The sequence below is a fragment of the Pseudomonas sp. PI1 genome, from assembly GCF_000812405.1.
GTDB lineage: Bacteria > Pseudomonadota > Gammaproteobacteria > Pseudomonadales > Pseudomonadaceae > Pseudomonas > Pseudomonas citronellolis.
The window spans coordinates 1-13,354 of sequence record NZ_JWMC01000026.1; the positions used below are offsets into that span (position 1 = coordinate 1).

At 63.4% G+C, this 13,354-nt stretch carries 11 protein-coding genes and 2 pseudogenes; 8 read left to right on the plus strand and 5 right to left on the minus strand.

What is annotated here, in order from left to right; genetic code table 11:
* The 8 genes and pseudogenes from RN02_RS10335 to RN02_RS10365 form a co-directional block, all read left to right on the plus strand.
* Positions 1–1,173: Mu transposase C-terminal domain-containing protein (locus RN02_RS10335; protein ID WP_043314370.1), on the plus strand; the 1,173-nt coding region annotated here is incomplete at its 5' end.
* A 2-nt stretch (positions 1,174–1,175) separates the two neighbouring features.
* A complete protein-coding gene (locus RN02_RS10340) occupies positions 1,176–2,084 on the plus strand; it encodes a TniB family NTP-binding protein (RefSeq protein ID WP_020684702.1) in 909 nt (302 codons plus the stop codon).
* Positions 2,081–3,298 (plus strand): TniQ family protein, encoded by a 1,218-nt coding sequence (locus RN02_RS10345; protein ID WP_043314372.1) that lies wholly within the window; start codon positions 2,081–2,083, stop codon positions 3,296–3,298. The genes RN02_RS10340 and RN02_RS10345 overlap by 4 nt, the downstream gene beginning before the upstream one ends.
* Positions 3,299–3,359: 61 nt before the next feature.
* Positions 3,360–3,983 (plus strand): recombinase family protein, encoded by a 624-nt coding sequence (locus RN02_RS10350; protein ID WP_003155741.1) that lies wholly within the window; start codon positions 3,360–3,362, stop codon positions 3,981–3,983.
* A 387-nt stretch (positions 3,984–4,370) separates the two neighbouring features.
* Positions 4,371–4,946 (plus strand): annotated as a pseudogene (locus RN02_RS10355) (IS256 family transposase); the annotation flags it as partial.
* Between the two features lie 58 nt (positions 4,947–5,004).
* Positions 5,005–5,136 (plus strand): CidA/LrgA family protein, encoded by a 132-nt coding sequence (locus RN02_RS34670; RefSeq protein WP_082033755.1) that lies wholly within the window; start codon positions 5,005–5,007, stop codon positions 5,134–5,136.
* 11 nt (positions 5,137–5,147) lie between these two features.
* On the plus strand, positions 5,148–5,870 hold the full coding sequence (locus tag RN02_RS10360; RefSeq protein WP_043314373.1) for an LrgB family protein: 723 nt from the start codon (positions 5,148–5,150) through the stop codon (positions 5,868–5,870).
* Between the two features lie 28 nt (positions 5,871–5,898).
* On the plus strand, positions 5,899–6,222 hold the full coding sequence (locus tag RN02_RS10365; protein ID WP_152623741.1) for a hypothetical protein: 324 nt from the start codon (positions 5,899–5,901) through the stop codon (positions 6,220–6,222).
* An 84-nt stretch (positions 6,223–6,306) separates the two neighbouring features.
* On the opposite strand, the gene RN02_RS10370 is transcribed toward RN02_RS10365, so the two are convergent.
* The 5 genes and pseudogenes from RN02_RS10370 to RN02_RS32220 form a co-directional block, all read right to left on the minus strand.
* On the minus strand, positions 6,307–7,713 hold the full coding sequence (locus tag RN02_RS10370) for an efflux transporter outer membrane subunit (protein ID WP_043314375.1): 1,407 nt from the start codon (positions 7,711–7,713) through the stop codon (positions 6,307–6,309).
* Positions 7,706–7,984 (minus strand): annotated as a pseudogene (locus RN02_RS10375) (efflux RND transporter permease subunit); the annotation flags it as partial. The gene RN02_RS10370 and the pseudogene RN02_RS10375, both read right to left, overlap by 8 nt.
* Positions 7,985–8,216: 232 nt before the next feature.
* Entirely contained in the window at positions 8,217–11,354 is a 3,138-nt protein-coding gene (locus tag RN02_RS10380; protein ID WP_043314377.1) for an efflux RND transporter permease subunit, read from the minus strand.
* A complete protein-coding gene (locus RN02_RS10385) occupies positions 11,351–12,529 on the minus strand; it encodes an efflux RND transporter periplasmic adaptor subunit (protein ID WP_161796241.1) in 1,179 nt (392 codons plus the stop codon). Before RN02_RS10385 ends, RN02_RS10380 begins: the two co-directional genes overlap by 4 nt.
* A 71-nt stretch (positions 12,530–12,600) precedes the next feature.
* Positions 12,601–13,029 (minus strand): cupin domain-containing protein, encoded by a 429-nt coding sequence (locus RN02_RS32220; protein ID WP_082033757.1) that lies wholly within the window; start codon positions 13,027–13,029, stop codon positions 12,601–12,603.
* Positions 13,030–13,354 lie beyond the last annotated feature (325 nt).

Here is a 13,354-nt window from a genome sequence, read left to right on the forward strand (position 1 = left end):
CCTCCTGCCGTGACAGCACCGCTGGAGCAAGTACAGATTGACCACACGGTCATCGACGTGATCGTGGTCGATGAGCGCGACCGGCAACCGATTGGCCGCCCGTATCTGACCATCGCCATCGACGTGTTCACCCGCTGCGTGCTCGGCATGGTCGTCACGCTGGAAGCACCATCTGCCGTCTCGGTCGGCCTGTGCCTGGCGCATGTCGCCTGCGACAAGCGCCCCTGGCTGGAAGGGCTGAACGTGAAAATGGAGTGGCCGATGAGCGGCAAGCCCAGGCTGCTCTACCTGGACAACGCGGCCGAGTTCAAGAGCGAAGCGCTACGCCGAGGCTGCGAGCAGCATGGCATCCGGCTTGACTATCGCCCGCTCGGGCAGCCGCACTACGGCGGCATCGTGGAACGGATCATCGGCACGGCGATGCAGATGATCCACGACGAACTGCCGGGAACGACCTTCTCCAACCCTGACCAGCGAGGCGACTACGATTCCGAAAACAAGGCCGCCCTGACGCTGCGCGAGCTGGAGCGCTGGCTCACATTGGCGGTCGGCACCTACCACGGCTCCGTGCACAACGGTCTGCTTCAGCCGCCGGAAGCGCGCTGGGCCGAGGCGGTGGCCCGCATCGGTGTGCCGGCCGTCGTCACCCGCGCCACTGCCTTTCTGGTCGATTTCCTGCCCATCCTCCGCCGCACGCTGACCCGCACCGGCTTCGTCATCGACCACATTCACTACTACGCCGACGCGCTCAAGCCGTGGATCGCACGGCGTGAGCGCTGGCCGTCCTTTCTGATCCGGCGCGACCCGCGCGACATAAGCCGCATCTGGGTGCTGGAACCGGAGGGGCAGCATTACCTGGAAGTCCCCTACCGTACTTTGTCGCACCCGGCTGTCACCCTATGGGAACAAAGGCAGGCGCTAGCGAAATTGCGGCAGCAAGGGCGCGAGCAGGTGGATGAATCGGCGCTGTTCCGCATGATCGGGCAGATGCGCGAGATCGTGACCACCGCACAGAAGGCCACGCGCAAGGCGCGGCGCGATGCGGATCGACGCCAACACCTCAAGGCGTTGGTTCCGCCGGACAAGCTGACTCCGCCAGAAACGGACGTTGCGGCCGCGCAGGCAGACAACTTGCCGCCCGCCAAACCGTTCGACCAGATTGAGGAGTGGTAGCCGTGGACGAATATCCCATCATCGACCTATCCCACCTGCTGCCGGCGGTGCAGGGGCTGGCTCGGCTGCCGGCGGACGAGCGCATCCAGCGCCTTCGCGCCGACCGCTGGATCGGCTATCCCCGCGCGGTCGAGGCGTTGAACCGGCTGGAAACCTTGTATGCGTGGCCGAACAAGCAGCGCATGCCTAACCTGCTGCTGATCGGCCCGACCAACAACGGCAAGTCGATGATCGTCGAGAAATTCCGGCGCACGCATCCGGCCAGCTCCGACGCCGACCAGGAGCACATTCCGGTGCTTGTCGTGCAGATGCCGTCCGAGCCTTCGGTGATCCGCTTCTACGTCGCACTGCTCGCCGCGATGGGCGCTCCCTTGCGCCCGCGCCCACGACTGCCGGAAATGGAGCAATTGGCGCTGGCCTTGCTGCGCAAGGTCGGCGTGCGCATGTTGGTGATCGATGAACTGCACAACGTCCTGGCCGGCAACAGCGTCAACCGTCGGGAATTCCTTAACCTGCTGCGCTTCCTCGGCAACGAGCTGCGCATCCCGCTGGTCGGTGTCGGCACGCGCGACGCCTATCTGGCGATCCGGTCGGACGACCAGTTGGAGAACCGCTTCGAGCCCATGATGCTGCCGCTGTGGGAGGCCAACGACGATTGCTGCTCGCTGCTGGCCAGTTTTGCCGCGTCGCTCCCGCTGCGGCGGCCTTCCCCAATTGCCACGCCGGATATGGCCCGTTACCTGCTCACGCGCAGCGAAGGCACCATTGGTGAATTGGCGCACCTGTTGATGGCGGCGGCGGTCGCCGCCCTGGAAAGCGGTGAAGAAGCGATCAATCACCGCACGCTCAGCATGGCCGATTACACCGGCCCTGGCGAGCGGCGTCGGCAGTTCGAGCGGGAACTGATGTGAAACCGGCAGCACGCTGGCCGCTGCATCCTGCTCCCAGGGAAGGCGAAGCCTTGTCCTCATGGCTCCAGCGTGTCGCCGCCCGCTACCAGATGGACTTGTATGACCTGCTGGAGCACGACCTTGGTCACGGCCGGGTCGATGACCTGGATACTGCGCCACCTCCGGCGCTGCTGACGGCCCTCTCCCTGCGCAGCGGCATTGAGCTGGAGCGGCTGCGTTGCATGAGTTTCGCTGGCTGGGTGCCGTGGCTGCTGGACAGCCTCGATTCCCGGATTCCAGACGCGCTGGAAACCTATGCGTTCCAGTTCTCGCTATTGCTGCCGAGACGCGGCCGCAAGACGAGATCAATCACGAGCTGGCGCGCCTGGCTGCCAAGCCAGCCGATTCACCGCGCCTGCCCGCTTTGCCTGAACGACTCGGAGGATCAAGCCATACTGCTCGCGTGGAAATTGCCGTTGATGCTGAGCTGCCCGCAACATGGCTGCTGGCTGGAATCCTATAGTGGCGTGCCGGGGCAGTTTCTCGGCTGGGAAAACGCCGATGCGGCCCCACGCACGGCCAGCGACGCGATGGTGGCAATGGACCGACGTACTTGGCAGGCGCTGACGACGGGTTACGTCGAGCTGCCGCGCCGACGCATTCATGCCGGCCTCTGGTTTCGGTTGCTGCGCACCCTGCTCGATGAGCTGAACACGCCACTCTCGCAGTGCGGGCCTTGCGTCTGGAGCATTCGCCATGTCTGGGCGTGCTGCGGCCATCTACTGCGCGCTGGACAAAGCCAGTGGCGTCCCTACGAGATTCTGGCCCCGGCGGTGCAGTTACAAATGCTGGAGGCGGCGGCTACCGCCATCGAGCTGATCGAATCGAGCGTGGTGCGTCCACACGGGGAGTTGGGAGCACTGTTCTTGTCGGAGCCGCACACCGGGTTCACCAATGGCCTGCCCGAGAAGAAACGTAAGCCTGAGCCTGTCGATCACTGGCGGGAGGCGGTCAAGGCGCTCAACGAGGCTATCGCCGAGGCCCGACATAATTGCGAAACGGCCCGCTCACTGTTCACGCTGGCGTCTTATGGGCGGCGCGACCCCGAGTCCCTGGATCGCTTGCGCGACACGTTTGCCCAGGAGGGCATTCCCCCGGAATTTCTGTCACATTATGTTCCTCGCGAACCCTTTGCATTCCTTAGTATGAATGACGGGTTAAGTGACAAAATTTGACGATCAGAACTTTCCAACCCACACTGTCACATAATCGAACGTATACGTGACGGGTGAAAAGGTGCTGATCGGCTACATGCGGGTATCGAAGGCGGACGGATCCCAGTCCACCAATTTGCAACGCGATGCGCTCATCGCCGCTGGTGTGAGCCTTGCGCACCTTTACGAGGATCTGGCCTCGGGCAGGCGCGATGATCGCCCAGGGTTGGCTGCTTGCCTGAAGGCGCTTCGTGAAGGGGACACGCTGATCGTGTGGAAGCTCGATCGGCTTGGCCGTGATCTGCGCCACCTGATCAACACCGTGCACGACCTAACTGCGCGTAGCGTGGGCCTGAAGGTCCTGACCGGTCACGGTGCGGCGGTCGACACGACGACTGCCGCCGGCAAGCTTGTGTTCGGTATTTTTGCCGCGCTGGCCGAGTTCGAGCGTGAGTTGATTTCCGAGCGAACAGTCGCTGGACTTATCTCGGCGCGCGCTCGCGGCAGGAAAGGGGGGCGCCCCTTCAAGATGACCGCCGCCAAGCTACGCCTGGCGATGGCCAGCATGGGGCAACCGGAAACCAAGGTGGGCGATCTCTGCGAAGAACTCGGGATTACCCGGCAGACGCTCTACCGGCACGTGTCGCCCAAGGGCGAACTGCGGCCAGACGGCGTAAAGCTGCTCTCCCTCGGTTCAGCCGCATAAATGGAGGCGACCTGGAACGGGGCGCTGTTCAGTGCGGCAACGATCCGATTACCGGTGTCGACCCCAAGCGGCCGTATGCAACCTACGCCGAGTTGTCGCAAAGCTGTCATGGGCGGGAGACTAGGCGCGTATGGCAATCACCCGTCGCCTCCGCGTGAGCGTGACAAGGCAGCTACTGCCATCGTCGGGTGCGGGCTTTCCTGATCAGGCCGCGTTCAAGTTGATGTCTCACGAAGTGGTGTAAGTCTTTGGATGCGGCAAGGCGCGTAGGGAGTAGCCCGAAGCGGCTTGCCGCATCGCGACGGCGATCCCGATCGGGGTGGCCATCGTGAGCCCGGATAAGGTTTGAGGTGCGATCCATCCACCTTGATCTGAAGGGAACACACGATAACCACCGCCACTATGGCATTGACCGAGCTCGCCGAGAAGGGAGCCGACATCGACGTGCTGCGCCAGGTGGTGCAGTTCATGGCCCAGCGGCTGATGGAGCTCGACGGCGAGGGGCGCTGCGGCGCCGGCTACGACGAGAAGAGCGCCGAGCGCATCAACAGCCGTAACGGCTACCGGGAACGAAGCTGGGACACCCGCGCCGGCAGCGTTGAGCTGAAGTTCCCCAAGCTGCGCCAGGGCAGCTACTTCCCCGAGTTCCTCGAGCCGCGGCGCACCGCCGAGAAGGCCCTCACCGCAGTGATCCAGGAAGCCTACGTCCAGGGCATCTCCACCCGCTCGGTGGACGAGCTGGTCAAGGCGCTCGGCATGAGCGGCGTGTCCAAGAGCCAAGTCAGTCGGCTGTCCGCTGAGCTCGACGAGCGCGTCGGCGCGTTCCTGAACCGTCCGATCGAGGGCGACTGGCCGTACCTGTGGATCGACGCCACCTACGTCAAGACGCGCGAGGCGGGGCGGATTGTCAGCGTCGCGGTGATAGTGGCGGTCGGCGTCAACACCGAGGGCCAGCGCGAGGTGAAGTTGAAGTTGAAGTTGACACCTGACCCTGCTGCTGGTGCCCGCCCTGGCGGGTGTGATGGAGCAGGCGGACCGCGTCGGTTCCGACTGGCTGCCTCTGTTCGCTGTGTGCGTGGTGGGCGCGGGGGTGACGTTGGGGGCGACCGCTTGGACGCTCCAGTGGATGCTCCGGCGCGCCGGTGAGCCGTAGTCGGGCCGGCCATGCTTGACGTTCCCTGGCTGCTGCACTCGCCCTGGCCCTGGTTGCCTGTGACGATGGCAGCCTACGCGCTGGCGCTTTGGATCTACCGTCGCAGCGGCGCGCTCTCTTTGCTGATCCCGGTGCTGACGGCCGCCTCGTTCGTGGTGGCCCTGCTGGCGCTTTTTCGCATCCCATACACCGTCTATGCAAGCGGCACGAGCGTGCTCGGCTTTCTGCTCGGGCCAGCGACGGTGGCACTCGCCATTCCCCTGTATGAGCAGCTTGGCCGCTTGCGGCAAATCTGGTTTCCGCTCACGGTTGCGTTATTGGTCGGCTGTGTCACCGCGATCCTCTCCGCGGTGGCCATCGGCTGGTCGTTTGGAGCTTCGCTCGAGATGCTGATGTCGCTGGCCGCCAAGTCCGCCACCATGCCGATCGCGATCCCTGTGTCCGAACGTGTGGGCGGCGTGCCCGCCTTGGCAGCCCTCGCCGTGGCAGTGACCGGCGTGGCGGGCGCCATCCTGGCCCGGCCCTCCCTGCTGGACGTCCTGGCCATCCGCGATCCAGCCGCGCGCGGCTTCTCCATCGGCGTCACGGCGCATGCCATCGGCATGGCACGTGAACTGGAGCACCATCCCCATGCCGGCGCGTTCGCCGCGTTGGGCATGGGACTGAACGGCATTGCCACAGCCTTGCTCGTGCCGGTGGTGGTCAGCGTGCTCCCGCTGGCCGGTCTACGCTAGCAGCGACCTTTAGGGAAGAGCAGCGGGCTTGCGAAGGCTGAGTGCGGCGATGGTGCGTGTATGGACGCGCAGCGCCGGCGTCGCGCTCGACTTTATCGACCTGTATTCGGCCGGCGTGCACGCGCGCCGCTCGCGCCTCGTCTATCGGCTCGCGCTCGGCCCGGCGGTCGAAGTCGGCGTGCTCGCCGCAACGCCGCCCGGCTTCGATCCGCAGCGCTGGTGGTCGAGCAGCGCCGGCGCGAAGTCGGTGATCGGCGAGACGCTGAGCTGGCTCTGGACCGAGTGCTGCTTCTGGCCGCCGGCGCCGCGCTCGGCCGACGAGCGCCTGAGCGTCACCGCGCAGCCGGGATAGGGCACGCAGCGCGACGCGCGCGATGCGTCATGGTGCGGCAGGCACGAGGCGCAACACTGCGGCAACACGCGAGCGCGGACCGCATCACTGCGGCGCCGGCTCCTTCCAGCCGCCGCCGAGCACGCGGTACAAGGTCACGAGGTTCTGCACCTGGGCCGCCTGCACCTGCACGACCGCCTGCTGCGCGGCGAACAGCGAGCGCTGCGCGTCCAGCACTTCGAGGTAGCTCGCTGCGCCGTTGCGATAGCGCAGGTCGGAGAGCCGGAAGCGAATATCCTCGGCATGGGCCTGCGCCAGTTGCGCGCGCAGTTGCTCGCCGAACGTCGCGCGGCCGGCGAGCGCGTCCGAGACCTCGCGGAATGCGCTCTGGATCGCCCGTTCGTACTGCGCGACCGCGATCTCGCGGTTCGCCTTCGCGACCTCGAGATTCGCCTGGTTGCGCCCGGCGTCGAAGAGCGGCTGCAGCAACTGGCCGGTGCCGGTGAAGGCGAACGAGCCGCTCCTGAACAGGCCCGACAGCTCGGTGCTCGCGGTGCCGAAATTGCCGGTCAGCGAAATGCGCGGGAAGAACGCCGCGCGCGCCGCGCCGATGTTGGCGTTGGCCGAGATCAACTGCTGCTCGGCCGCGCGGATGTCGGGCCGGCGCTCGAGCAGATCCGACGGCAGCCCGGCCGGCAGATCGGTCGAGAGCTGCTGCGCGTTCAGCGCGAGCGGCGCCGGCAGATCGGCCGGCAACGGCTGGCCGGCGAGCAGCACCAGCGCGTCTTCGTCGAGCGCACGCTGGCGCAGCGCCTGCGCCAGGCTCGCGCGCGCCGATTCGAGCAGCGACTCGGCCTGGCGATAGTCGAGCTCGGACGCGGCGCCGTAGTCGAACTTCAGCTTCGTGAGCTTCAGCGAATCCTCGCGCGTGGCGAGAGTCTGGCGCGTCACGCGCAGCAGCTCGTCGTCGGCGAGCTGGCTCAGGTAGGTGTTCGCGAGGGTCGAGATCAGGCTGATCTGCACGGTCTTCCTCGCCTCGTCGGTCGCGAGGTATTGCGCGAGCGCGGCCTGGCTCAGGCTGCGCACGCGGCCGAACAGATCGAGCTCGTAGCTGGCGAGCGCGAGACCGACCGAATAGGTGTTGACGAGCTTGCCGGTGCTGCCCTGCTGGCGCTGCACTGCCGCCCCGGCGCCGACCGAAGGCAGCTCGTCGGCCCGGCGCACCTGATAGGCGGCGCGCGCCTGCTCGATGTTCAGCACCGCGATGCGCAGGTCGCGGTTGTTTTGCAGCGCGACCTCGATCAGGCGCCGCAGGCGCGGGTCGGCGAAGAAGCGCTGCCATTCGATGTCGGCGGCGACCGGCACGCCGGCCACGCTCGCCGGCGTCGTCTCCTGCGGGTAGTTCGCCGCGACCGGCGCGGCCGGCCGCTCGTAGTGCGGAATCAGGTTCGCACAGCCGCCGAGGCACAGCGCCGCGGCGATCGCGGCCGCGACGCGGAGGCGCTCACTCATGGCCGGCCTCCGTCGCCGCAGCGGGAGGGGGCGGTGCGTTGCCCAGCGCGTGCGCATAGAGCGCCTGCTGCCGGTCGCTGCCCTTGAAGATGCGGCGCACGACGACGAAGAACACCGGTACGAAGAACACCGCGAGCACGGTCGCCGAGATCATCCCGAACATCACGCCGGTGCCGATCGCGCGCTGGCTCGCCGAGCCCGCGCCGCTCGAGATCGCGAGCGGCAGCACGCCGAGAATGAACGCGATCGACGTCATCAGGATCGGCCGGATAGAGTTGAGTTGGACACGAGGCTCCTATGCGCCTATTGGAAATTCAAGATGGGATGGCTGGACGCCTACGTTCAAGCACCCCGGCGCATCGCGGTAGACCACGTGGGAGACGATCGGATCGAATCCCTTCCGGAAGTGCTGCGTCGACTTTGACGACCACCAGGCGCTTCGCAGCCAGGTCGACTCCCATTCCGGTGAAGCATTCGGGCGAGAACACTTGCTGCCGAATTTCTCACTTCATCTTCGCCGCGAGTAACTTTCCGGCTTTATCGACTTCGGCACTTTTCCTATGTTTCAGCCAAGTTTGAAGCCGGTCGAGATACAGATAGATCACAGGAGTTGTGTAGAGCGTGAGCAATTGACTGAGCGCCAGCCCCCCGATCATCGCGTAGCCGAGCGGTCGACGCAGTTCCGAGCCGGTGCCGTTGCCGAGCGCGAGCGGAACTCCGGCGAGCAAAGACGCCGCCGTCGTCATCAGGATGGGACGGAAGCGCAAAAGGCACGCCTCGCGAATGGCCTGAACCGGCGGAAGGTGACGGTCACGCTCGGCAACGATGGCAAAGTCAACCAGCATGATGCCGTTCTTCTTGACGATACCGATCAACAGGATGATTGCGATGATGCCTATCACCGACAGATCTATGTGCCCCACCCACAACGCAAGTAACGCACCAACACCAGCCGATGGTAATGTCGAAAGAATCGTCAGCGGGTGAATGAAGCTCTCGTACAGCACACCGAGGATGATATAGACGACTACGAGCGCGGCGATAATCAGCACAGGCATACTCGACAACGATGTCTGGAACGCTTGCGCATTGCCTTGGAACGCGCCCGTCACTGTGCCAGGCAGGTTGATCTCCTGCGCCGCTTGGCTGATTGCGTTGACCGCCTGGCCAAGCGCGACACCCGGTCGGAGATTGAACGACAAGGTAACCGCGGGAAACTGGCCCTGATGTGTCACCGACAGCGACCCGACCTTGGCCGTATCAACTCTCACGAGCGCGGAAAGCGGCACCGCAGCGCCGGTCAGCGGTGATTTTACATAGATGCGATCGAGCGACGCCAACTTGCGCTGCAGGGCTGGGGTGATTTCGAGAATGATCGGATACGTATTGAGCTGGGTGAAATACTGCGTGATCTGCCGCTGGCCGTAGGCATCGTTTAACGTATCGTCGATTGTCTGCGGCGAAATGCCGAAGCGTGAGGCCTGATCCCGGTTGATGTCGACCGTGAGTAGCGGTGCGTCGGCGAGAAGGTCTGTGGCTACGTCCGCGAGCTGGGGCAACGTGCGCATTTTCTGAAGCATCTTCTGCGACCATGTGGTCAGCTCGCCGATATCGGCACTCTGCAACGTATATTGAAAACTGCCGCGCGAAGACCGGCCGCCTACGGTGATGTCCTGTGTTGCCGATAAGGAGAGATTAACGCCTTGGACTTTTGCGATCTCCGGTCTCAACCGGTCGATAATCTGGGAAGCCGTGAGCGTGCGCTCGTCGCGCGGCTTGAGAACGATATAGAATCGAGCGGTATTCGTCGTCTGTGCGAAACCGTTGCCGCCGGTGCTGCCCGTCCATGAGGCTACACCCTCAACACCAGGGTCCTTGAGGACGACCTCTCCGAGCATGAGTTGGAGACGCTTCATCTCCTCCGGTGAGACCTCCTGTGCCGCCTCCGCCAGGCCGCCGATCAAGCTGGTGTCCTGAATCGGAAAGAAGCCCTTGGGGATCTGGATGGCCATGACCACCGCCAGCACGACCGTAGCGAAGAACACACAGAGGGTGACCGCCTGATGGCGCAGTACGACGTCGAGCGTTCGCCGATAGCCGGACAGCATCGTATCGAAGCAAGCTTCGAGGGCGTGATAGAGGCGGCCGTGGTCCTCTGGCACTTCCCGCCGCATGAAGCGTGAGCACAACATCGGGGCAAGCGTGAGCGAGACCAAGGCCGAGACTGCGATCGCTGCCGTCACCGTTAGAGCGAACTCTCGAAACAAGCGGCCGACAATCCCACCCATAAGCAAGAGCGGGATGAAAACGGCGATCAGCGATACGCTGATCGAAAGCACGGTAAAGGCGATCTCTCGCGAGCCATTTAATGCCGCTTCAAATGGTCTCGCTCCGCTTTCGATATGACGATGGATGTTCTCGACGACGACGATCGCATCGTCGACCACGAAGCCGACGGCTATGGTCAGCGCCATCAGTGATAGGTTGTCGAGGCTGAAGCCGAACGCATACATGGCTGCGAACGACCCGAGCAGCGCGAGCACGACCGTGAAACCAGGAATCAGCGTCGCCCACAAATTGCGCAGGAACACCAGGACCACCATCACGACGAGGCCGACAGTCAGGCCGAGCGTAAACTCGACATCGCGCACCGAAGCGCGGATGGTGGTCGTTCGGTCGAGAACAGTATGGATTGTGATCGCTGGCGGAATATCGGCCGCGAGACGTGGCAGTTGGGCCTTGATCCGGTCGACGGTGTCGATGACATTGGCACCGGGCTGCTTATAGACCGTAAGAAGGATCGCGGGTTTATTGTTGTCATAGGCGGCCGCCGTTCGGTCGGACGCCGCAGAAACCGCCTCGCCGACGTCGCGTACCCTGACCGCAGCGCCATTGCGGTAGGCGAGCACGACATCATCGAACTGTTTTGCCTCGGTGATCTGGTCGTTGGCTGCGATCGTGAAGCTCATTTTGCCGGTATCGAGCGTGCCTTTGGCGGCGTCGGTCGTGGCGTTGGCGAGGACGGGCCGTATCTCCTCAAGGGTCAATCCGCGCGACGCGAGCTTTGCCGGATCGACTTGAACACGGATCGCCGGCTTCTGCTCACCCCCGAGCGACACCTGGGCGACACCCGGTACTTGCGAGATCTTCTGGGCGAGATAATTGTCGGCATATTCGTTGACGCCGGTGAGCGGGATTGTATCGGAGCTCGCCGAAAGAACGAGGATGGGGGCATCGGCCGGGTTCAGCTTCTTGTAGGTCGGCGGCGTCGTCATCGATCGCGGCAACCTGTTGCCTGCGGCGGTGATCGCCGCCTGCACGTCCTGCGCCGCCGAGTCGATGTTGCGATCAAGATCGAACTGGATCGTGACAGATGTCGCGCCAAGCGCGCTGAGCGACGTCATCTGGGTAACGCCCGCGATCTGCCCGAGCTGACGCTCGAGCGGCGCCGCAACCGATGACGCCATCGTCTCGGCGCTCGCTCCGGCAAGCGTTGCGGTGACTTGAACGGTCGGAAAATCAACCTGCGGCAGGGGAGCCACCGGCAGAAGCGGAAACGCGGCAACGCCCAGAAGCGCCAAAGCCGCCATCAGCAGTGCCGTTGCGACCGGACGTGCGATGAATGGCGCGGAGAGATTCACCTGGCACCCTCGGACGTTGGCGACCGGGGTGACGTGCGTCTTACCTGTACCCGTGCATCGCGCTTCAGCTTGAATTGTCCGTCCGTCACGACGCGTTCGCCGTCGCTCAGGCCCGAAGTGATCACCGTCAGATCGCCAGTCGTCGGCCCGACCTCAATCGACCGGGGTTCAGCCGTGTCTTTCGACGTCACGATCCACACGAACAAGCCCTGCGGACCCCGCTGGACCGCGCTCGATGGAATGACGAGAGCATCGCTGAGCGTCTTGAGTGACAAGCGTGCATTAACAAATTCGCCCGGCCACAGCCTTTCGTCATCATTGGGGAAGATGGCCTTCAGACGCATGGTGTCGGTGGCCTGATCGACCGCGTTGTCGACGAGGAGGAGTTTCCCGGCGCTCAGTGCGCGGCGGTTGTTTTGGTCGAAAGCCGTCACCACGACGGGACCATGGGCTAAGGCGCTGCGTACATCATCGAGAAACCGTGCTGGCAGTGTGAACAGCACGGCGGACGGGCGGATCCGCATCAGGATGACGATCGGTTGTGCATCGGACACATGCACCACGTTTCCAGGATCGATCGAGCGAATGCCAATTCGCCCGTCGCTTGGCGCCCTGATCGAGGTGTAGTCGAGTTGTGTCTGTGCGGTGTCGATCGCAGCTTCATCGGCGGCAATGGACGCCTTCAGTTGATCGACCGTTGCCTGCTGGTGATCGACAGTCTGCCGCGCTATGGAATCACTCAGCGCCAACGTCTTGTACCGCGTAAGATCTTTCTCGGCGGAAACGAGTAGCGCAGCGTCCTGGGCTTTTTTCCCCCGGGCCTGGTCAAGCGCGGCCTTGAACAAGCGCGGGTCTATCTTGGCCAGTACGTCGCCCTTTTTGACATCCTGGCCTTCGGTGAACAGCACGTCCTGCAGTGTGCCATCGACCTGGGGACGAATACCCACAGTCAATGAAGCCTGTACGGCGCCAAGACCGGTCAGCTCGACGGGCACGTTCTGTCGAGTCGCGACGGAAACGCTTACCGGTACAGATGGGCGTGTGGTCGGCTGAATCTTGGTTCGCGGCGACAAAAGCCAGTGGGTCGCAATGCCAACTACAATAAGTGCAACACTCGCAGAAATCAGAAAAATAGCACGCCGGCGCCTGACTGCGTCGTGCTCAGTCTCGTTCACCGACGTTTCCTTAGATTGTGCAGGTTCTAGCGAATCGTGATCTTTTTGATCGCTCAAGCCCTCCGGTGGCCTCACTTCTTTATCGGTTCCGGAATAGAACGCCCCTTACCCTTCTCAGCTACGATGAACTCCAGGAAGCGGAGATGTTCGGTAGTGCTTGGATTCCAGTGAGAATGGATCGTGCCGGCAGGAACAAACAAACTCTCTCCGGCATGCAGCGTTACAGGCGGCTTCCCATCTTCCTGCCAAACACCTGTCCCCGACACGACATAGAATGTGATCGCAGCCGGATGGAGATGCCGCGGGTTGATCCCACCCGGAGCATATTCCGTCTCGTAGACTGCGACCTCCAAATTTTTCGTGCCGGGTAATACGGTCTTCAGCAGCGGAGCGTGCGGAATCGCGCCACGCTTTTCTTGGCTTATAGCCGGACCTACCTGAAGCATGCAAAGGACTCCTAGCGCCGCGGCGCCAATTTTGAGATTCGTTATCTTCATCATTTAATGTTTTCCCGGACTGTGCTCGGTAGAGTGTTGAACACGATTGGCGTTGATCGTTTGTACTGCCAGTCTCAATGAATTACGTTGAACGTCTCCTGGTGATATCCACATTTGTCAGACCGTCAGCCAATTTCAGCAGTTGGGTTCGGGTGTTCTTCGGGCCGTACTGCTGGAGTCGTGTGTTGGCCCTCGCGGCACCCGTCCCCACCAGCAAGGCAACGGTGGCTTGGGACCAAGATCCATCTGACGCACAGAAAATCTCGTCCTTGCCGAATAGTATGAGGCGGATAAACTAGCGGAGCAAACGCGAATTTCTCGCGGTTAA

Excerpts from the sequence above, each read along its gene's own strand:
- RN02_RS34670 (WP_082033755.1), top strand. The coding sequence starts at position 5,005 with ATGGAGCAGGCGGACCGCGTCGGTTCCGACTGGCTGCCTCTGTTCGCT.
- RN02_RS10360 (WP_043314373.1), top strand. The coding sequence starts at position 5,148 with ATGCTTGACGTTCCCTGGCTGCTGCACTCGCCCTGGCCCTGGTTGCCT.
- RN02_RS10370 (WP_043314375.1), bottom strand. The coding sequence starts at position 7,713 with ATGAGTGAGCGCCTCCGCGTCGCGGCCGCGATCGCCGCGGCGCTGTGC.
- RN02_RS32220 (WP_082033757.1), bottom strand. The coding sequence starts at position 13,029 with ATGATGAAGATAACGAATCTCAAAATTGGCGCCGCGGCGCTAGGAGTC.